Source organism: Primorskyibacter sp. S187A, assembly GCF_049800955.1.
Lineage (GTDB): Bacteria > Pseudomonadota > Alphaproteobacteria > Rhodobacterales > Rhodobacteraceae > JAKVBH01.
The window spans coordinates 1-19,989 of sequence record NZ_JBNAGA010000002.1; the positions used below are offsets into that span (position 1 = coordinate 1).

Genomic DNA, 19,989 nt, shown 5'->3' on the forward strand with positions numbered 1-19,989 from the left:
GTGCCGCGCCGGGAGGGGCTGTCTTGTGGGTTTGCATCTCGCTGAAAGTAAAAGCGCGTCCGGACAGGGCGCGTTTTGTTTTGGTTGCTCCCGGGTGGGGCGGGGCTGCGGTCTTGGGCGATTTTTCCCAGAAGCCACTGCCAGCCGCGTGCCAAACAAAGGTGTTGTTTCATACGTGAAAAGGCCGCCCGGGTGGGGCGGCCTTTTTTGGTTTTCCCAGAATGTCGAGTGTGTGGGCTCTCAGGCGCTTTTCTTCGAAAAGCCCTTGCCGCCCACCCTCCGTGTTTGGGCTGACGCCCAAGCCACGGTGTTACTCAATAATCTTCGAGACAACACCCGAACCGACTGTGCGGCCGCCTTCGCGGATGGCGAAGCGGAGCTTCTCTTCCATCGCGATCGGCGCGATCAACTCAACGTTGAACTTCAGGTTGTCGCCCGGCATCACCATCTCGGTGCCCTCAGGCAGAACAACCGTCCCCGTCACGTCCGTCGTACGGAAGTAGAACTGCGGGCGGTAGTTCGCGAAGAACGGCGTGTGACGACCGCCTTCATCCTTCGTCAGGATGTAGGCTTCCGCCTCGAACTTCGTGTGCGGCTTGACCGAACCCGGCTTGCAGAGAACCTGCCCGCGCTCGACGCCTTCACGGTCCACACCGCGCAGCAGCGCGCCGATGTTGTCGCCCGCTTCGCCGCGATCCAGCAGCTTGCGGAACATCTCAACGCCCGTGCAGGTCGTCTTGGATGTGTCACGAATACCAACGATTTCAATCTCATCGCCAACATTGATCACGCCGCGCTCGACACGACCGGTCACAACCGTACCGCGACCAGAGATCGAGAACACGTCTTCGATCGGCATCAGGAAGGGCTCATCAACAGCGCGCGGGGGCTGCGGGATGTACTCATCCACGGCCGCCATCAGCTCTTTGATCTTCTCTTCGCCGATTTCCGGGTTGTTGCCTTCCATCGCCGCCAGAGCGGAGCCCGCGATGACGGGAATGTCGTCGCCGGGGAAGTCGTACTCGGAGAGCAGCTCACGGATTTCCATCTCGACGAGCTCCAGGAGCTCTTCGTCGTCGACCTGGTCCACCTTGTTCATGAAGACAACCATGGCGGGAATACCAACCTGACGGCCGAGCAGGATGTGCTCACGCGTCTGGGGCATCGGGCCGTCGGCCGCGTTCACAACCAGGATCGCGCCGTCCATCTGCGCCGCACCGGTGATCATGTTCTTGACGTAGTCGGCGTGGCCGGGGCAGTCGACGTGGGCGTAGTGACGCGCCTCGGTCTCGTACTCCACGTGCGCCGTCGAGATCGTGATCCCGCGGGCCTTCTCCTCCGGCGCGCCGTCAATCTGGTCATACGCCTTGAAATCACCGAAATACTTCGTGATCGCAGCCGTCAGAGTCGTCTTCCCGTGGTCAACGTGCCCAATCGTCCCGATGTTGCAGTGCGGTTTGGAACGCTCAAACTTTTCCTTTGCCATGATGGCCTCCTTGATGTGTGTTGGCGTGCATTTGCCCGCCAAACGGTTGGGGGCGGGCGGCCCACGCCGCCCCGCCGTTTATGCGAATTTCGCTTGGATCTCTTCAGAGATGTTCTGCGGAACCGGATCGTAATGGTCGAACTGCATCGTAAACTGCGCGCGGCCCGACGACATGGAGCGCAGGTTGTTGATGTAGCCGAACATATTGGCCAGCGGCACGAACGCGTCGATGGCAATGGCATTGCCGCGCGGTTCCTGACCGGAAACCTGCCCACGACGGGAGGTCAGGTCGCCAATGATACCACCGGTGTATTCTTCCGGTGTGATCACTTCCACCTTCATGATCGGCTCGAGCAGCTTGGCGCCGGCTTTCTTCATGCCTTCGCGCATGCCCATGCGGGCAGCGATTTCGAAGGCAAGAACGCTGGAGTCCACATCGTGGAACTTGCCATCGATCAGGGCCACTTTGAAGTCGATCACAGGGAAGCCCGCGAGCGGACCGCTGTCCATGACGGACTGGATGCCCTTCTCAACACCGGGGATGTATTCCTTGGGAACAGCACCACCGACGATGCGGCTCTCGAAGGAATAACCTTCGCCCGGCTCTGTTGGCGTGATGATGAGCTTGACCTCGGCGAACTGACCGGAGCCACCCGATTGCTTCTTGTGGGTATAGGTGTGCTCGACCTCGTGACCAATGGTCTCGCGGTAGGCCACCTGCGGCGCACCAATGTTGGCTTCCACTTTGAACTCACGCTTGAGACGATCCACGAGGATGTCGAGGTGAAGTTCGCCCATGCCTTTCATGATGGTCTGACCGGACTCGATGTCGGTCTCCACACGGAAAGAGGGATCCTCGGCTGCCAGACGCTGCAGACCCTGAGACATTTTCTCCTGGTCGTTTTTCGTCTTGGGTTCGACGGCGATCTCGATCACGGGATCGGGGAAAGTCATCGTCTCGAGGACAACGGGCTCTTTGGGGTCGGACAGCGTGTCACCAGTCGTGGTGTCTTTCAGACCCGCAAGCGCGATGATGTCGCCGGCAAATGCCTCTTCGATCTCTTCGCGGTTGTTGGAGTGCATCATCATCATACGACCGATGCGCTCTTTCTTGCCCTTGGTGGAGTTCAGGATCGTGTCACCCTTGTTCATCGTACCGGAGTAGATGCGGGTAAAGGTGAGCGAGCCCACGAAGGGGTCGTTCATGATCTTGAACGCGAGGCCGGAGAAGGCCATGTCGTCATCCGCGCGGCGCGCGATATCGCGAACTTCGTCCTCATCGCCGGGCGCAAAGCCCATGTAGTCGACAACGTCGAGCGGGCTCGGCAGGTAGTCGATCACAGCGTTGAGCAGCGGCTGAACGCCCTTGTTCTTGAACGCAGAACCGCCCAGAACAGGCACGAAGGACATGTTGAGCGTACCCATCCGCAGCAGCTTGCGCAGCGTCGGGACGTCGGGCTCATTGCCTTCGAGATATTCTTCCATCGCAGCGTCGTCTTGCTCGACGGCGGCTTCGATCATCTTCTCGCGCCATTCGGCGGCCATGTCGGCCAGATCCGCACGGATCGGAGCTTTGATCCAGGACGCGCCCAGATCTTCACCCTGCCAGAGCCATTCTTCCATGGTCACGAGATCGATCAGGCCTTCCAGCTCTGTCTCGGCGCCAATCGGAATGCCAACGGGCACAGCGCGTGCGCCGGTGCGGTCTTCGATCATGTTGACACAGTTGAAGAAATCCGCACCGATCTTGTCCATCTTGTTGACGAACACCATCCGCGGAACCTTGTAACGGTCAGCCTGGCGCCAAACGGTTTCTGTCTGGGGCTCAACACCAGCGTTGGCGTCAAGCACACAAACGGCACCATCGAGAACCGCGAGCGAACGCTCGACTTCAATCGTGAAGTCAACGTGGCCAGGAGTGTCGATGATGTTCAGGCGGTGCTTGGGGGTATCGGCGGTCTGACCGTCCTCGGTGCGCTCCCAGAAGGTGGTCGTCGCAGCGGAGGTAATGGTGATCCCGCGTTCCTGCTCCTGCTCCATCCAGTCCATGGTGGCGGCACCATCGTGCACCTCACCAATGTTGTGGGATTTACCAGTGTAGTACAGGATCCGTTCCGAGCAAGTCGTCTTGCCTGCATCGATGTGGGCCATAATGCCGAAATTGCGGTAAAGTTCGAGGGGATACTCGCGTGCCATTGGGTCTGCTTCCTCTTACCAGCGGTAGTGGCTGAACGCTTTGTTCGCGTCGGCCATCTTGTGTGTATCTTCACGCTTCTTCACGGCTGCACCACGGGATTGCACAGCATCCAGCAGCTCGCCCGCGAGGCGCTCTTCCATCGTGTTCTCGTTGCGCGCGCGCGATGCGTTGATCAGCCAGCGGATGGCCAGAGCCTCGCGGCGTTCAGGGCGCACTTCGACGGGCACCTGATATGTCGCACCACCCACACGGCGCGAGCGGACTTCGACCGAGGGTTTGATGTTGTCCAGAGCTTCGTGGAAGAGCTCGACAGGCGCGCGCTTCACTTTGGTCTCAACGCGGTCCAGCGCGTTGTAGACGATGCGCTCAGCGACGGATTTCTTACCGTCGATCATCAGGTTGTTCATAAATTTCGTCAGAACCTTATCGCCATATTTGGCGTCAGGCAGAACTTCGCGTTTTTCAGCGGCGTGACGGCGTGACATATCGTGTCTTCCTTCAATCTTGTCTCTGCGCGCCTCAGGTCACCCCCGAGGCCTCTGTGAAAGAGGGGCCGGGCAGATGCGCCCGGACAGCGGGGTGAATTACTTGGGACGCTTGGCGCCGTACTTGGAGCGGCGTTGCTTCCGATCCTTGACGCCTTGCGTATCGAGCACGCCGCGCAGGATGTGGTAACGCACACCGGGAAGGTCTTTCACACGGCCGCCACGGATGAGCACAACGGAGTGCTCCTGTAGGTTGTGGCTCTCACCGGGGATATAGGAGATGACCTCGAAGCCATTGGTCAGGCGCACCTTGGCCACTTTCCGCATCGCCGAGTTCGGCTTCTTCGGTGTGGTGGTATAGACGCGCGTACAGACGCCACGCTTCTGCGGGTTCCCCTCGAGGTGAAGGGATTTCGAACGTTTGACTTTGGGCTGACGCGGCTTGCGGATCAGCTGCTGGATCGTTGGCATAGAGGTCTCTTCCTCGTCTCTCACATATGTGGCGCAAGGCGATGCTCGCGCAAATTTCGTTGCTCACTCGCCCTGCGCGTCCGCAAAACGACAAAAATCCGCGACGCTCCCGTACCGAGGTGAGCGTGGCGGGTGAAGTTCAGAGGATCGGGGCGCGCATTGGCCCGGATCATGACCGCTTCAGTTCTGATTTCGGCAGCGGAGATGACCTACCGAGCCGGATGAGCGCGCGTATAGGGGGAGTCGGAGACGGTGTCAACAGCCCGGCCCCGCTTGCAGGGCCAGCACTGCGCTGACATGATGCGGTATTGATATCGCTCCTGGACAGATACCATGCAAGTCATTGGATTATGCCGTTTCTCCTACCCTGCATTTGGCGGCTTTCAAGTCGAACACGCAACCATCGAAGAGCGTCGCGCCTATCTTTATGCCGCGCCCCGCATGGAGGAACGGTTCAGCTTCTTTGAAGCCATCACCCTGCCTTCCATTGCCGCGCAGACGGACGAGGATTTTACCTTCGTCATCGTCATCGGAGACGATCTGCCCGCGCCCTATCACACGCGCCTGATGGACCTTGTCTCAAGCGTGCCGCAGATCAAGGTGCGCGCCTATGAACCGGGCAATCACCGGGACGTCATGCAGCGCGCCATCAACGCCGAGCGCGATATGGAGCAGCTCTGTTTGCAGTTCCGGCATGACGATGACGATGCCGTCGCCGTGACATTCATTCAAAACCTGCGCGAAACCGTGGATGACGTGCGCCCGCTTGTGGCGCGACACCGGCTTGTAGGGTTTGATTTCAACCGGGGATTCGTCGCGCGGCCCGATGCCATCGGGATCAGCGCCGAAGAACAGGTCACGCCCTATTGGGGCGTGGCTCTGGCGATGTCCGTGCGTCCTTTCGTGAAGCAAACGATCATGAATTTCGGGCATGCGCGGCTCAATCGTTTCATGCCGACCGTCACGCTGACGGATGAGCCAATGTATGTCCGCGGACATAACGACCACAACGACTCGCGGCAGAAATCCCATGTGCAACCGGTCGAGCTCTCGCGTCTGGATCGCCTCGGCGAGGACCTGTTCCGCGAGACGTTCAATATCTGCTCAGACAACGTCCGCCGGGTTTTTCGTGCGATGCCGCGTTTCCCGCGTGAGGGTGAATAGGCCCGTCACCACGATCAGCACGGCCCCCATGATGATCATCGGCTCCGGCCAATCACCAAAGACAAACCATCCCAGCACCAAGGCCCAGATCAACGCGGTGTAGCGGAACGGGGCAATGAAGCTTATTTCGCCCACCCGCATGACCATGACGGAGAACAGATATCCTCCGAGAATGAAGACTGCGGAGGCCACGATATAGATCCCGTTGAGCGGAGAAATCTCGGCCCATCCCTGCCCCAGACTTGCAACCCCGGCAAAACAGGTCACAGCGACAGCGGCCGCAAGCGTGACCAGAAGTGACGGAACAGAGCGGCTCATCCGCCGGGTGGCCAGATCGCGGATCGTGACAAACACCACCGCAATCAACGCATAGATGGACCAGACGTTGAAGCCCTCGGTCCCCGGCTGGACGATCAGAACCATGCCCAGAAAGCCAATCCCGATAGCCAACCAACGCCGCCACCCAACAGCTTCCCCAAAAAACATCGCAGCGCCCATGGTCACCGTCAGAGGCAGGACCTGCAAGATCGCCGTGACATTGGCCAGCGGCATATTGAAAAGCGCCGTCAGGAAGAAATAAGCCGCGCCGATTTCCGCGCCGGACCGGATGCCGATCAACGTCCAGTCGTGGCGCGTGACCTGCCCGCGCAGCGCACCCAGAGACCGAGCAAGGCCGTAGAGCAAGAACGAGGCCAGAATGCCGCGTACAAACAGCAGTTGCATCAACGGCACTGCGCCACCCGTCAGCTTCAGCAGCGCATCATTCATCGTAAAAGCGGCCATCGAGGCCATCATCAAACAGGCGCCGCGAACATTCGGTGACATACGCCATTACTGGACCAGTTCGCGCACAAAGAAAAGCACTCGTTAAAGGCGAGTGCTTTTTCGTGCCTGTCCGCTGCCCGCATCTTTGCAACAAAAAAGGCCCGCCGTTGGGCGGGCCTTCTCGAAAGTATTCAGACGTCTTAGCGTTCGTCGTCGATGATCGGCTGGCTGAAGCCGTCTCCGCCCACGATATCGTCGGTCGGCGCGGCCAGGGCTGCTGCCGCCTCCGCTTCCTCGCGACGCGCCTCAATCACGACATTGTCGCGGTCCTGCGCAATGCGGCGCACGCGCTGTGTCGCCCCACCTGTGCCCGCCGGGATCAGGCGACCCACGATGACGTTTTCCTTGAGCCCGACCAGTTTGTCCTTCTTGCCCTGAACAGAGGCCTCTGTGAGCACCCGCGTGGTCTCCTGGAAGGAAGCCGCCGAGATGAAGGACCGCGTTTGCAGCGACGCTTTGGTGATCCCCAGAAGGATCGGCTCGCCTTGCGCCGGACGTCCGCCCTTTGCGATGGACTTCTCATTGGCCGCATCAAACTCGGCCTTGTCCACATGTTCGCCCTTGAGCAGCGTGGTGTCACCGGAATCCTGGATCTCCCACTTCTGCAGCATCTGGCGCACGATCACTTCGACATGCTTGTCGTTGATCTTCACACCCTGCAGGCGATAGACGTCCTGGACCTCGTCGATCATGTAGTTGGCCAAGGCCTCGACACCCATGATGGAAAGAATGTCATGGGGGGCTGGGTTGCCGTCCATGATGTATTCACCCTTCTGGATGAAATCCCCTTCCTGCACAGGAATGTGCTTGCCCTTGGGCACCATGTACTCGACCGCATCCATGGACTCGTCTGCTGGCTGGATCGAGATCCGACGCTTGTTCTTGTAGTCCTTGCCGTAGCGAACGTAGCCGTCGATCTCCGCGATGATCGCGTGATCCTTGGGACGACGCGCCTCGAAGAGCTCGGCCACACGGGGCAGACCCCCGGTAATGTCCTTCGTCTTCGCACCCTCACGCGGGATCCGCGCAAGAATGTCACCGGCCTTGACGTTTTCGCCATCCTCGACCGAGAGGATCGCATCCACAGACATCGGATAGGTGATCGGGTTGCCGTCCTTGTTGCGCACGGGCTCGCCATCGCTATCCACGAGGATAATTTCAGGCTTGAGCTCGTTGCCCTTGGGCGCTGCGCGCCAGTCGGTCACGATCTTCTGGGTCATGCCGGTGGCATCATCCGTCTCTTCGCGCACGGCAATACCGTTCACGAGGTCAACGTGACGGGCCATACCGTCTTTCTCCGCGAGGATCGGCAACGTGTAGGGATCCCACTCAAACAGCTTGTCACCACGCGCGATCTTCTGATCGTTGGTCACAAACAGCTTTGAGCCGTAGCCCAGCTTGAAGCTCGCCCGCTCCGCACCATGCTCATCATTGATGATGAGTTTCATGTTGCGGCCCATGACAAGCGTCTCACCTGTGGAGTTCTGCAGCGTGTTTTCACCCTCAAAGACCACGACACCATCGGTGCCCGCTTCCTGGAAGCTCTGCTGACCACCCTGAGCAACACCGCCGATGTGGAAGGTCCGCATCGTCAGCTGTGTGCCAGGCTCACCGATGGATTGCGCCGCAATAATGCCGACGGCCTCGCCGGTATTGACCATGGTGCCGCGCGCGAGGTCACGCCCGTAGCACATGGCGCAGACGCCTTCTTCGGCCTCACATGTCAGCGGGCTCCGGATGCGCATCTTCGGCACTGCCGCCTCTTCGATGGCATCCGCCATACGCTCGTCAATGAGCTGGCCATGCTTGACCAGCACCTCTTCCGTGCCGGGCTTCAGCACGTCTTCCGCAGCCACACGGCCCAGAACACGCTCGCCGATCGTCGCCACGACCTCACCGTCGTTGACAGCCGCTTCCGCCGTGATCGAACGCTCCGTCCCGCAATCTTTCATGCGCACGATGCAATCCTGCGCCACGTCTACGAGACGACGGGTCAGGTAACCAGAGTTCGCCGTCTTCAGAGCTGTATCCGAGAGACCCTTGCGGGCGCCGTGGGTCGAGTTGAAGTACTCAAGAACGGTGAGGCCTTCTTTAAAGTTCGAGATGATCGGCGTCTCGATGATGTCACCGTTGGGCTTGGCCATCAGGCCGCGCATGCCGCCCAGCTGTTTCATCTGAGTGACCGAGCCACGGGCACCGGAGTGCGCCATCATGTAGACCGAGTTCGGCTCCATCTCGGCGCCCGCATCATCGCGACGCTCCGAGGAGATGGTCGACATCATGGCCTCGGTGACCTTGTCGTTACACTTCGACCAGGCATCGACAACCTTGTTGTACTTTTCGCCCTGAGTGATCAGGCCGTCCATGTACTGTTGTTCGAAATCCTTCACCTGATCACGTGTCTCATCGACAATGCCCCATTTGCTGTCGGGGATGACCATGTCGTCCTTGCCGAAGGAAATGCCCGCGCGGAACGCTTCCTTGAAGCCCATGGACATGATCTGGTCACAGAAGATGACGCTCTCTTTCTGGCCACAGTAGCGATAGACCGTGTCAATCACGCGCTGCACGTCTTTCTTCCGCAAAAGCTGGTTCACCAGTTCAAACGGCGCCTTGGCATTGAGCGGCAGAAGCGCGCCCAGACGGACCCGGCCGGGTGTCGTCTCAAAGCGTGTCATGACTTCCATGCCGGTCTCGTCGATCTGCGGCACGCGGGCCGTGATCTTGGCATGCAGGTGCACTTCCCCCGCGTTCAGCGCGTGCTCCACCTCTTCGATATTGGCAAACGCCATCCCCTCACCTTTCATGCCATCGCGGGCAATCGTGGTGTAGTAGAGGCCCAGGATCATATCCTGTGACGGAACGATAATCGGCGCGCCATTGGCGGGCGAGAGCACGTTGTTCGTGGACATCATCAACACGCGCGCTTCCAGCTGGGCTTCCAGCGAGAGGGGCACGTGCACAGCCATCTGGTCACCGTCGAAGTCGGCGTTGAAAGCCGAACAGACGAGCGGGTGCAGCTGGATGGCCTTGCCTTCGATGAGCACGGGCTCGAACGCCTGAATGCCCAGACGGTGCAGCGTGGGGGCGCGGTTGAGCATGACGGGATGCTCGCGGATGACCTCATCGAGGATATCCCACACTTCGGGGCGCTCTTTTTCCACCAGCTTCTTGGCTTGTTTGACGGTGGAGCTGAGCCCCTTCGCCTCAAGGCGCGAATAGATGAACGGCTTGAACAGCTCGAGCGCCATCTTCTTGGGCAGGCCACATTGATGCAGTTTGAGTTCCGGGCCTGTCACGATGACCGAACGGCCGGAGAAGTCGACGCGTTTCCCCAGAAGGTTCTGGCGGAAACGACCCTGCTTGCCTTTCAGCATATCCGAGAGCGACTTGAGCGGACGCTTGTTAGCTCCGGTGATGACCCGGCCGCGACGACCGTTGTCAAAGAGCGCATCCACGGATTCCTGCAACATCCGCTTTTCGTTCCGCACGATGATGTCCGGCGCGCGCAGCTCGATGAGCCGCTTGAGGCGGTTGTTCCGGTTGATCACACGGCGGTAGAGATCGTTGAGGTCCGACGTCGCAAAGCGACCGCCATCGAGCGGCACCAGCGGGCGCAGCTCTGGCGGGATCACGGGGACCACTGTCAGCACCATCCATTCCGGGCGGTTGCCGGACTCGATGAAGCTCTCGACGACCTTCAGACGCTTGATGATCTTCTTGGGCTTGAGCTCGCCCGTGGCTTCCTTGAGCTCTTCGCGCAGACGTTCTGCTTCGTTCTCAAGGTCGATATTGGCCAGCATCTCGCGGATCGCTTCGGCACCGATATTGGCGGTGAAGGCGTCCATGCCATAGGCATCTTGCGCATCCATATACTCTTCTTCGGACATCAGCTGACCATAGGAGAGGTCCGTGAGGCCCGGCTCGATCACCACGTAATTCTCGAAGTAGAGAATGCGTTCGAGATCGCGCAGCGTCATGTCCAGCATCAGGCCGATGCGCGAGGGCAGCGACTTCAGAAACCAGATGTGGGCACAGGGCGCGGCCAGCTCGATATGGCCCATACGCTCACGGCGGACCTTCTGCAGCGTGACTTCCACACCGCATTTCTCGCAGACAACGCCGCGATATTTCATGCGCTTGTATTTGCCGCAAAGGCATTCGTAATCCTTGATCGGGCCAAAGATCCGCGCGCAGAAGAGGCCATCACGCTCGGGCTTGAACGTCCGGTAGTTGATGGTCTCGGGCTTTTTGATCTCACCGTAGGACCACGAGAGGATCCGCTCCGGCGAGGCGAGCGAGACCTTGATCTCGTCAAACACCTTCGGCGGCGTAAGCGGGTTGAACGGGTTGTTGGTCAGTTCCTGGTTCATTCTCAATTCCTTAAAAGGCTGTGCGGTGGGGCGGGCACATCCCGCCCCGGGCGATGTGAGCGGTGGGCCGGTTACTCAGCCGCGATCCCGCCTTCGTCGTCCTCCGCATCCAGGAGTTCCATGTTGAGGCCGAGGCCGCGGACTTCTTTGACGAGAACGTTGAAGCTCTCCGGCACACCGGCCTCAAAGTTGTCCTCACCTTTGACGATGCTTTCATAGACCTTGGTCCGGCCAGCAACGTCATCCGACTTCACCGTCAGCATTTCCTGCAGGGTGTAGGCGGCGCCGTAAGCTTCCAGAGCCCAGACTTCCATCTCCCCGAAGCGCTGACCACCGAACTGAGCCTTACCACCCAGCGGCTGCTGTGTGACGAGGGAGTACGGGCCCGTGGAGCGGGCGTGGATCTTGTCATCGACAAGGTGGTGCAGCTTGAGCAGGTACTTGACCCCGACAGTCACAGGGCGCGCGAATTGCTCGCCCGAGCGGCCGTCAAACAGGATCGACTGACCCGAGGTGTCAAAGCCCGCACGCACCAGCGCGTCGTTCACATCGGCCTCTTTCGCGCCGTCAAAGACAGGCGTCGCAATCGGCACACCGTGGGAGACATTGCCTGCCGCCTCGATGAGGTCTTCCTCGCCCATGGACTGGAAGCCTTCCTCGTAGACCTCATCTCCATAAGCGATCCGCAGCGCTTCGCGCACAGGGGTCAGATCGCCGGAGCGACGGTAATCCTGCAGCGCCTCGTCGACCTGGATGCCCAAGCCGCGCGCGGCCCAACCCATATGCGTCTCAAGGATCTGACCGACATTCATGCGCGAGGGCACGCCCAACGGGTTCAGACAGAAATCGACCGGGGTGCCATCGGCGAGGAACGGCATGTCCTCCATGGGCACCACTTTCGAGATCACACCCTTGTTGCCGTGACGGCCGGCCATCTTGTCGCCCGGCTGCAGCTTGCGCTTCACGGCGATGAAGACCTTGACCATCTTCATCACACCCGGGGGCAGATCGTCGCCGCGACGGACTTTCTCGACCTTGTCCTCGAAACGGGCATCGAGCGCGCGTTTCTGCACCTCGTATTGCTCGTTGAGGGCTTCGACGATTTGCGCGTCCTGCTCTTCTTCGAGGGCCAGCTGCCACCAATGGCTGCGCGGCAGGCTGTCGAGAAGCTCCTCGGTGATCTCGGAATTCGAGCGCACCCCTTTGGGGCCTTTCACGGCAACCTTGCCCAGCACGAGGCCGCGCAGGCGGGCGTAGATGTTGCGATCCAGAATGGCGAGCTCGTCGTCCCGGTCACGGGCAAGACGCTCGACTTCTTCGCGCTCGATCTGCAGCGCACGTTCATCTTTTTCCACACCGTGGCGGTTAAAGACACGCACTTCCACGACCGTCCCGAAGTCACCCGGCTTCACGCGCAGCGAGGTATCGCGCACGTCGGAGGCTTTCTCACCGAAGATGGCGCGCAGGAGTTTTTCCTCCGGTGTCATCGGGCTCTCGCCCTTCGGTGTGATCTTGCCCACGAGGATATCGCCCGGCTCCACATCGGCACCGATGTAGACGATGCCCGCCTCGTCGAGGTTGCGCAGGGCTTCCTCGCCGACGTTGGGGATATCGCGGGTGATCTCTTCCGGCCCAAGCTTGGTATCACGGGCGGCAACCTCGAATTCCTCGATATGGATCGAGGTAAAGACGTCATCACGCGCGATGCGCTCGGAGATCAGGATCGAGTCCTCATAATTGTAGCCGTTCCAGGGCATGAAGGCGACGACGACGTTCTTGCCGAGCGCCAGCTCACCAAGATCCGTGGACGGACCATCAGCGATGACCTCGCCCTTGGACACGGTCTGACCCACCTTCACCAGCGGACGCTGGTTGATACAGGTGTTCTGGTTGGAACGCTGGAACTTTCGCATGCGGTGGATATCCACGCCTGCATCGCCCAGCTCGAGGTCTTCCGTGGCCCGGATCACGATCCGTGTCGCGTCGACCTGATCGACGATACCGCCGCGCGCCGCTGTGATCGCAGCGCCGGAATCGCGCGCCACAACCTCTTCGATCCCGGTGCCCACAAGGGGCGCCTCGGAGCGAAGCGTCGGCACGGCCTGACGTTGCATGTTCGAGCCCATCAAAGCGCGGTTGGCGTCGTCATTCTCAAGGAAGGGAATGAGCGAGGCCGCGACCGAGACCAGCTGCTTGGGCGAGACATCGATCAGATCGACATTCTCGTTGGGCGCCAGCGTGTAGTCACCATTTTGACGGGTCGAGACCAGATCGTTCACGAACTTGCCGTTCTCATCGAGATTGGCGTTGGCCTGGGCCACCGTGTGCCGCTGTTCTTCCGTGGCGGACATGTAGCTGACCTCATCGGTCACGACACCGTTTTCCACCTTGCGGTAGGGCGTTTCGATGAAGCCGTACTTGTTCACACGCGCGAAGGTCGCGAGCGAGTTGATCAGACCGATGTTCGGGCCTTCCGGCGTTTCAATCGGGCACATGCGGCCGTAATGCGTCGCGTGCACGTCACGAACCTCAAAGCCCGCGCGTTCACGTGTCAGACCGCCCGGCCCAAGCGCCGAGAGACGACGCTTGTGCGTGACTTCCGAGAGCGGGTTGGTCTGGTCCATGAATTGCGACAGCTGCGACGAGCCGAAGAACTCGCGCACCGCAGCAGCGGCAGGCTTTGCGTTGATCAGATCTTGCGGCATGACCGTGTCGATCTCGACAGAGCTCATCCGCTCCTTGATCGCACGTTCCATACGCAGCAGACCCACGCGATACTGGTTCTCCATCAGCTCGCCAACGGAACGAACGCGACGGTTGCCGAGGTGGTCAATATCGTCGATGTCGCCCTTGCCATCGCGCAGCTCGACAAGCGCCTTGATGCACTTGACGATGTCCTCGCGATCCAGCGTGCGCTGAATGTCGCCTTTGTCGAGCGCAAGGCGCATGTTCATCTTCACGCGGCCCACGGCGGAGAGGTCATAGCGCTCCCCATCGAAAAACAGCGTGTCAAAGAGCGCGGAGGCGGCCTCAACGGTGGGCGGCTCGCCCGGGCGCATGACGCGGTAGATATCCATGAGCGCGGTATCGCGGTTCATGTTCTTATCCTGCGCCATGGTGTTGCGCATGTAGGGGCCAACGGAGATGTTATCGATGTCGAGCACCGGGATCTCGGTGATGCCAGCGTCGAGCAGCTCCTTGAGCGTCCCGCCGGTTACTTCGCCATCTTTGTCAACTTCCCATGTCAACTCGTCACCGGCTTCGACATAAATCGCGCCGTTCTCTTCGTTGATCATGTCTTTTGCGGCGAATTTACCGACAATTTGCTCAAACGGGAGCAGCAACTCAGTGACTTTGCCCTCGTCAATCAGCTTCTTGACGGCGCGCGGCGTAACTTTCTTGCCTGCTTCCGCGATCACCTCGCCTGTGCCCGCGTCGACCAGATCATAGGTCGGGCGCGTGCCGCGCACTCGCTCGGGGAAGAACTTGGTCGCCCAGCCTTCGCCTTTGCGCAGCGTGTAGCTTACGGTGTCGTAATACGCATCCATGATCGCTTCCTGGTCGAGACCAAGCGCGTAGAGAAGCGTTGTTACGGGAAGTTTGCGACGACGGTCGATGCGGGCAAAGACGATGTCTTTGGCATCAAATTCAAAGTCGAGCCACGAGCCGCGATAGGGGATAATGCGGCAGGCAAAGAGCAGCTTGCCCGAGCTGTGCGTCTTGCCTTTGTCGTGGTCGAAAAACACGCCCGGCGAGCGATGCATCTGAGACACGATCACGCGCTCCGTGCCGTTCACCACGAAAGTGCCATTCGGCGTCATGAGGGGCATATCCCCCATGAAAACATCCTGTTCCTTGATGTCCTTGACCGATTTCGCGCCTGTGTCTTCATCAACGTCAAACACGATCAACCGCAGCGTCACCTTGAGCGGCGCGGAGTATGTCAGATCGCGTTGCTGACATTCTTCGACATCAAACTTGGGCTTTTCCAGCGCGTAGTCGACAAATTCGAGCACGGCTGTCTCATTGAAATCCTTGATCGGAAAGACCGATTGGAAGACGCCTTTAATGCCTTCGCCATCCATAGGCTGAGGCTGATCGCCGGATTTCAGGAACAAATCATAAGAGCTTTTCTGAACCTCGATGAGGTTCGGCATCTCAAGAACTTCACGGATCTTGCCATAATAACGACGAAGACGTTTTTGACCGAGGAAGCTTTGCGCCATGTGTCTGGACACCTTTCATTTCTCACCGGGCGCGCGCGCAGTTGGGCTGCTGCTCACGCGACCATACGAGACGGCTAAAGAATGCGATCTATTCCTGGCCACCGTCCCACCGGCGGCCTCCCGACCATTGCATCCTCGCCTGAAACAACGCTCCGCCAAGGAGCCCTGTTTAAGACGGGATAGGCCGGGCGCGAGAAATCCCGCACCCAGCCAATATTAAGTAGTCCGGGCGAACCCGGAGGCCATTACTTGAGCTCGACCTCGGCGCCAGCTGCTTCCAGCTTGCCTTTGATCTCTTCGGCTTCGTCCTTGGAAACCTGCTCTTTGACGGCCTTGCCGCCTGCTTCGACCAGCTCTTTGGCTTCTTTCAGGCCGAGACCTGTGATGCCGCGCACTTCCTTGATCACGTTGATCTTGGAGGCACCTGCCGACTTCAGGATGACGTCGAATTCAGTTTGCTCTTCCGCGGCTGCACCGCCTGCGTCGCCTGCAGGACCCGCCATCATCACTGCGCCGCCTGCTGCGGGCTCGATGCCGTATTCGTCCTTCAGGATTGTTTTCAGTTCTTGTGCTTCGAGAAGCGTGAGACCCACGATCTCTTCTGCGAGTTTTTTAAGATCAGCCATTTGACCACTTGTCCTATCTAGATGTGTTCCAACGCGAGAGGTTCAACCCCCACGAAATCCTCAGATTGCTTATGCTGCCTTGTCCTCGACCGTCGACAGGATCGACGCGATATTCGAGGCAGGGGCGCCAATGGCACCGGCGATGTTGGAAGCAGGGGCGCCGAGCATGCCAGCGATGGTAGCAATGAGCTCCTCGCGCGACGGCATTTTCGACACAGCTTCAACACCGGCACGATCCAGTGCGTTCTCACCCATGGCCCCACCAAGGATCTCAAACTTTTTGTTATCCTTGGCGAAATCTTCCGCAACCCGCGCCGCAGCGACGGGATCTTCGGAAAAGGTGAGGACGGTCATGCCCGAGAGGTAGTCCGCGATGCTTTCGCAAGGCTTGTCCTGAAGGGCAATCTTGGCGAGCCTGTTCTTGGCAACACGAACTGACGCTTCCGCTTCACGAGCTTTGGCGCGCAGATCCTGCATTTCAGCAACCGTGAGACCTTCGTAGTGGGCAACCACAACGACGCCAGAGCTTTCAAAGATCTGGCCGAGTTCCTCGACCACTTTCTCTTTCTGGGCTCTATCCACAGTTTCACTCCAAATTGTGGAGGGACGTACCCTCCGGCTCTTTCCGTCAGAACAACATGCTCTGACAACAAGTCCGCACGGGTCGTCGCAATCGTGGTCCGGTCCGCGTGGTCCGGCTGCGAATGTCTCTTCCCATCTCAGGCAGGATTTATGTGACCAAGCCACACCCGCCGTCTCGGACGAAATAAGGGCGCTTACGAATCACGCAAGAGCCCTCACAAGTGGCTGTTAGAGCGAAAAGCCAAAGTTCACAAGGTACGATATGTTCAAGTTGCCCCTGACGCTGCTGTTTTCGATGTTTGTCGTGGCAAATGATATCCGGGTTTCGCTGCAGCGACGAGATCAGGCACAGGCTACACCCTTATCTGGAGGAGGGGTCAATTTTTCTATCAACAGTTTTTTGGACAGAGGCTTCGGCAGAACATCATCCATGCCACTTTCCATGTACTCGTCGATCTGGTGCGTCATGACATTTGCCGTGACTGCCAATATGCGCGCGGGCGGACGGCTCAAACGCTTCTCGAGTTCTCGTATTTTCCTGGTGGCTTCTCGCCCGCACATCTCGGGCATTTGAATGTCCATCAAAATGACATCGAAAGCGCGCTCATGCACGAGATCAACAGCAACTTGTCCACCATCCGCTTCCACCACTTCCGCCTCCACAGTTTTCAGAAACCTTTTGGCAACCAGCCTGTTGGTTGTGTTGTCATCCACAATCAAGATGCGCTCGAGCGTTGCCTCTTGAGACGTGTCGAAGTCAATGACTTCCGCTGGACGCGTATCCATTGACGGGTTTGCCGCGGTCGCCGTTTCCACCAAAGGCAGCTCGAACCAGAAGGTGGAGCCCTTACCCAAATGACTTTTAACCTTCAGATAGCCGCCCATCTCGACGCAGAGATGCCGGGATATCGACAGCCCCAGCCCTGTCCCGCCCTTCTTGCGCGTGACACTGCCATCTGCCTGCGAAAATGGATCGAATATTTTTTCATGCACGGCGTCTGGAATACCGACGCCGGTGTCTTGCACTTCGAAACGAAGGTAGCCGGTTGCTTTTGCTCTGGCGATCCTGAGTGTGACCTCGCCGATGTCCGTGAATTTGACCGCGTTGCCGATTAAATTGTGCATGACCTGACTTATGCGCTGGCCATCCCCGGTCACAAACCGTGGAACATCATCCGCCAAACTCAAGGATAAAGACAAGCCCTTTGCCTCAGCATTTGGCTTATATAGCGCAACGGCAGAGTGAACTATTTCGTGCAGGTTGAATGAGATGATTTCAAGTTCAAGCTGCCCCGACTCCACTTTTGACAAATCGAGCACGTCATTCAAAGTGTGCAACAAAATATCGCCCGCATGCGAAATAATCCTGAGGCATTCCCGCTGGTCCGGCTTGAGATCGCTCTCTGCCAGTTCCGACGCCATCCCAAGGATGCCATTGAGCGGCGTCCGAACTTCATGGCTTACATTTGCTAGAAAACGTGTCTTGGCGGCACTGGCCATCGCCGCGGCCTGCGCTTCGGCTTCCAACTTTGCCTCTTTCTTTTGGGCGTTGACCGCCAGAAAAATCTCGGCGACCAGGTAGACGCCAATCAACCCTACCAACACAGCCAAGATGGTTTGACGTCGCATACCTTCCTGTTGTTCGATGATCTGTAGGGACGCGTCCGCAAATTGCCGGCCGGCAAAGGCGTTCACCCAAGCCACTCGCATCGAATTTGCAAGTTGCGTTACCTCATATGATGCCCCCACCGCGAGCCGCGGCGGGATCAAACCATCTGAATACAGGATGCCATCCATACTGTCATTGAACGTCCTGAAGTCTTCCAACGCTTTTTTGATCGCCAGATCTTGTTCGACATCCGTGCTTTCAACGACATCAACGCGGCTCCACAAGATGTCGAATCGAAGCTGCAAGTCGCTACGCGATGTTTCACCGGTCGCGTGCAGGCGGAGAGACTGACTGAACCGTTGTGCTTCCAAAATCAGTTCGCTGACTTTCCAGCTTGTGGCGGATACCGCAAACATGGCCCGATCTTTGGCGTCCTGCATCTCGCGCTGGTGAAAGCCAAACAGCACCATGAGCGCGATTATGGCGAAAACAGCGGCCAACGCACGCAAGGAGCGTGCGTTGGTGAAAACGGAGTAAGAACGCTGCATGGATCAGGCCGTCAAGCTATCAACCGTCGGCGTGGAGTCGGTTGAGTTGCCAAACCATCTCACCATCAAAGGGGCGCTTTCTGGCTTCGTCCTCGCTCAGCGGATACACGATCCAGATCGGACCCTTGTCACGGACGCGCATCGGGCGGCCGTTGTGATCCATGGCCAATAGAACGCCGTGCGCATTGGCGTGTTCCGCTGGAAGATTGATACTGTAGTCATTGATTGCCGTCGCGCGCAGAGTGCCACCGCTGACGCCAACCGCTTCCAAGACAGACGCCAGCGTCGGCCCCGCAAAGACCTGTGGGCCTTCCGTAAACGACGTGAACGTCTCAATTTCCCGCCAATCCAGCGCTTCCAGCATCGCGCGATCAAACTGGGCCATGCCCTCGGCATTCGTGTGTTCGATGTCACCGGTAAAGGTCAAAACAACGCGATCTGCATTCGCGGGTTTTTCAAGAGACCAAGCAGAAAGACTGCTGCACATCACAAATAGGCATGCGAGAATCCATCTCATCATGTTGTTACTCCTCGTTCGCATTAAGAATGGCTCAGATTTGTGCGAGAGAGGATAATTTTGAGTTACAATCGACGCGCGCGACCCGAACAATTATCGCGCATTTGAAAGAAATACCGGGACCAAAGAAAAAACCCCGACGCGCAGGCCGGGGTTTTCAAACGACTGATTTTTCAGCAGCTTATTCAGTTGTTGCGTTGTCCACATCCACGGACACGCCCGGCCCCATCGTGGACGACAGCGAGACCTTTTTCATATACGCGCCCTTCGCGCCAGCTGGCTTTGCTTTCGCAACGGCCGACACGAATGCCCGCACGTTTTCGACCAGTTTCGCTTCGTCAAACGAAACTTTGCCAACGCCCGCGTGTACAACGCCAGCCTTCTCAACCTTGAACTGAACCTCGCCGCCTTTGGCCGCTTTCACGGCATCGGCCACGTCCATGGTCACTGTGCCAACCTTGGGGTTGGGCATCAGGTTGCGCGGACCCAGCACCTTGCCGAGCCGGCCGACGATCGGCATCATGTCGGGCGTTGCAATGCAGCGATCAAACTCGATCTTGCCGCCTTGCACGGTCTCCATCAGGTCTTCCGCACCGACGATATCAGCGCCAGCGGCCTGTGCTTCTTCGGCCTTGGGGCCACGCGCAAATACCGCGACGCGGACTGTCTTGCCGGTGCCGTTGGGCAGGCCAACCACGCCGCGCACCATCTGGTCCGCATGGCGGGGATCAACCCCAAGATTCACAGAGATTTCAACAGTTTCGTCGAACTTTGCCTTGGCGTTGCCTTTGATCAGCGCAACGGCTTCTTCCACGGAAACATTCTCTTTTCCAGCGAAGGCCTCGCGCGCGGCGCGGGTACGTTTTCCAAGCTTTGCCAT

The 19,989-nt window shown here is 58.8% G+C and carries 13 protein-coding genes; 1 reads left to right on the forward strand and 12 read right to left on the reverse strand.

Annotated features, from left to right (window positions below; all coding sequences use genetic code 11):
* Window positions 1–310: 310 nt before the first annotated feature.
* From tuf to rpsL, 4 genes are all read right to left on the reverse strand, one after another.
* Complete coding sequence (tuf, locus tag ACP15S_RS11010) at window positions 311–1,486, reverse strand: elongation factor Tu (protein WP_425037267.1); 1,176 nt, start codon at window positions 1,484–1,486, stop codon at window positions 311–313.
* A 78-nt stretch (window positions 1,487–1,564) separates the two neighbouring features.
* Window positions 1,565–3,682: an elongation factor G gene (gene fusA, locus ACP15S_RS11015; RefSeq protein WP_425039692.1), complete on the reverse strand. Its 2,118-nt coding sequence runs from the start codon at window positions 3,680–3,682 to the stop codon at window positions 1,565–1,567.
* Window positions 3,683–3,697: 15 nt separating this feature from the next.
* Complete coding sequence (rpsG, locus tag ACP15S_RS11020) at window positions 3,698–4,168, reverse strand: 30S ribosomal protein S7 (protein ID WP_425039693.1); 471 nt, start codon at window positions 4,166–4,168, stop codon at window positions 3,698–3,700.
* A 99-nt stretch (window positions 4,169–4,267) separates the two neighbouring features.
* Window positions 4,268–4,639, reverse strand: coding sequence for a 30S ribosomal protein S12 (gene rpsL / locus ACP15S_RS11025; protein ID WP_024809820.1), 372 nt, complete (start codon window positions 4,637–4,639; stop codon window positions 4,268–4,270).
* A gap of 333 nt (window positions 4,640–4,972) precedes the next feature.
* Between rpsL and ACP15S_RS11030 the strand changes: the two genes are divergently transcribed.
* Window positions 4,973–5,803 (forward strand): putative rhamnosyl transferase, encoded by an 831-nt coding sequence (locus tag ACP15S_RS11030; protein WP_425039694.1) that lies wholly within the window; start codon window positions 4,973–4,975, stop codon window positions 5,801–5,803.
* On the opposite strand, the gene ACP15S_RS11035 is transcribed toward ACP15S_RS11030, so the two are convergent.
* The 8 genes from ACP15S_RS11035 to rplA form a co-directional block, all read right to left on the reverse strand.
* Window positions 5,744–6,628 (reverse strand): DMT family transporter, encoded by an 885-nt coding sequence (locus ACP15S_RS11035; RefSeq protein WP_425039695.1) that lies wholly within the window; start codon window positions 6,626–6,628, stop codon window positions 5,744–5,746. The two genes, ACP15S_RS11030 and ACP15S_RS11035, sit on opposite strands and share 60 nt — an antisense overlap.
* A gap of 140 nt (window positions 6,629–6,768) precedes the next feature.
* The gene (rpoC, locus tag ACP15S_RS11040) at window positions 6,769–11,001 is read right to left on the reverse strand and encodes a DNA-directed RNA polymerase subunit beta' (RefSeq protein ID WP_425039696.1); all 4,233 of its coding nucleotides are present in this window, start codon (window positions 10,999–11,001) and stop codon (window positions 6,769–6,771) included.
* 71 nt (window positions 11,002–11,072) lie between these two features.
* Window positions 11,073–15,227 (reverse strand): DNA-directed RNA polymerase subunit beta, encoded by a 4,155-nt coding sequence (gene rpoB, locus ACP15S_RS11045; protein ID WP_425039697.1) that lies wholly within the window; start codon window positions 15,225–15,227, stop codon window positions 11,073–11,075.
* 245 nt (window positions 15,228–15,472) lie between these two features.
* Complete coding sequence (gene rplL / locus ACP15S_RS11050; protein ID WP_425039698.1) at window positions 15,473–15,853, reverse strand: 50S ribosomal protein L7/L12; 381 nt, start codon at window positions 15,851–15,853, stop codon at window positions 15,473–15,475.
* 69 nt (window positions 15,854–15,922) lie between these two features.
* Entirely contained in the window at window positions 15,923–16,435 is a 513-nt protein-coding gene (gene rplJ, locus ACP15S_RS11055) for a 50S ribosomal protein L10 (protein ID WP_425039699.1), read from the reverse strand.
* Between the two features lie 342 nt (window positions 16,436–16,777).
* Window positions 16,778–18,592: an ATP-binding protein gene (locus tag ACP15S_RS11060; protein WP_425039700.1), complete on the reverse strand. Its 1,815-nt coding sequence runs from the start codon at window positions 18,590–18,592 to the stop codon at window positions 16,778–16,780.
* Window positions 18,593–18,611: 19 nt separating this feature from the next.
* A complete protein-coding gene (locus ACP15S_RS11065; RefSeq protein WP_425039701.1) occupies window positions 18,612–19,019 on the reverse strand; it encodes a molybdopterin-dependent oxidoreductase in 408 nt (135 codons plus the stop codon).
* A 271-nt stretch (window positions 19,020–19,290) separates the two neighbouring features.
* Window positions 19,291–19,989: a 50S ribosomal protein L1 gene (gene rplA / locus ACP15S_RS11070; RefSeq protein WP_425039702.1), complete on the reverse strand. Its 699-nt coding sequence runs from the start codon at window positions 19,987–19,989 to the stop codon at window positions 19,291–19,293.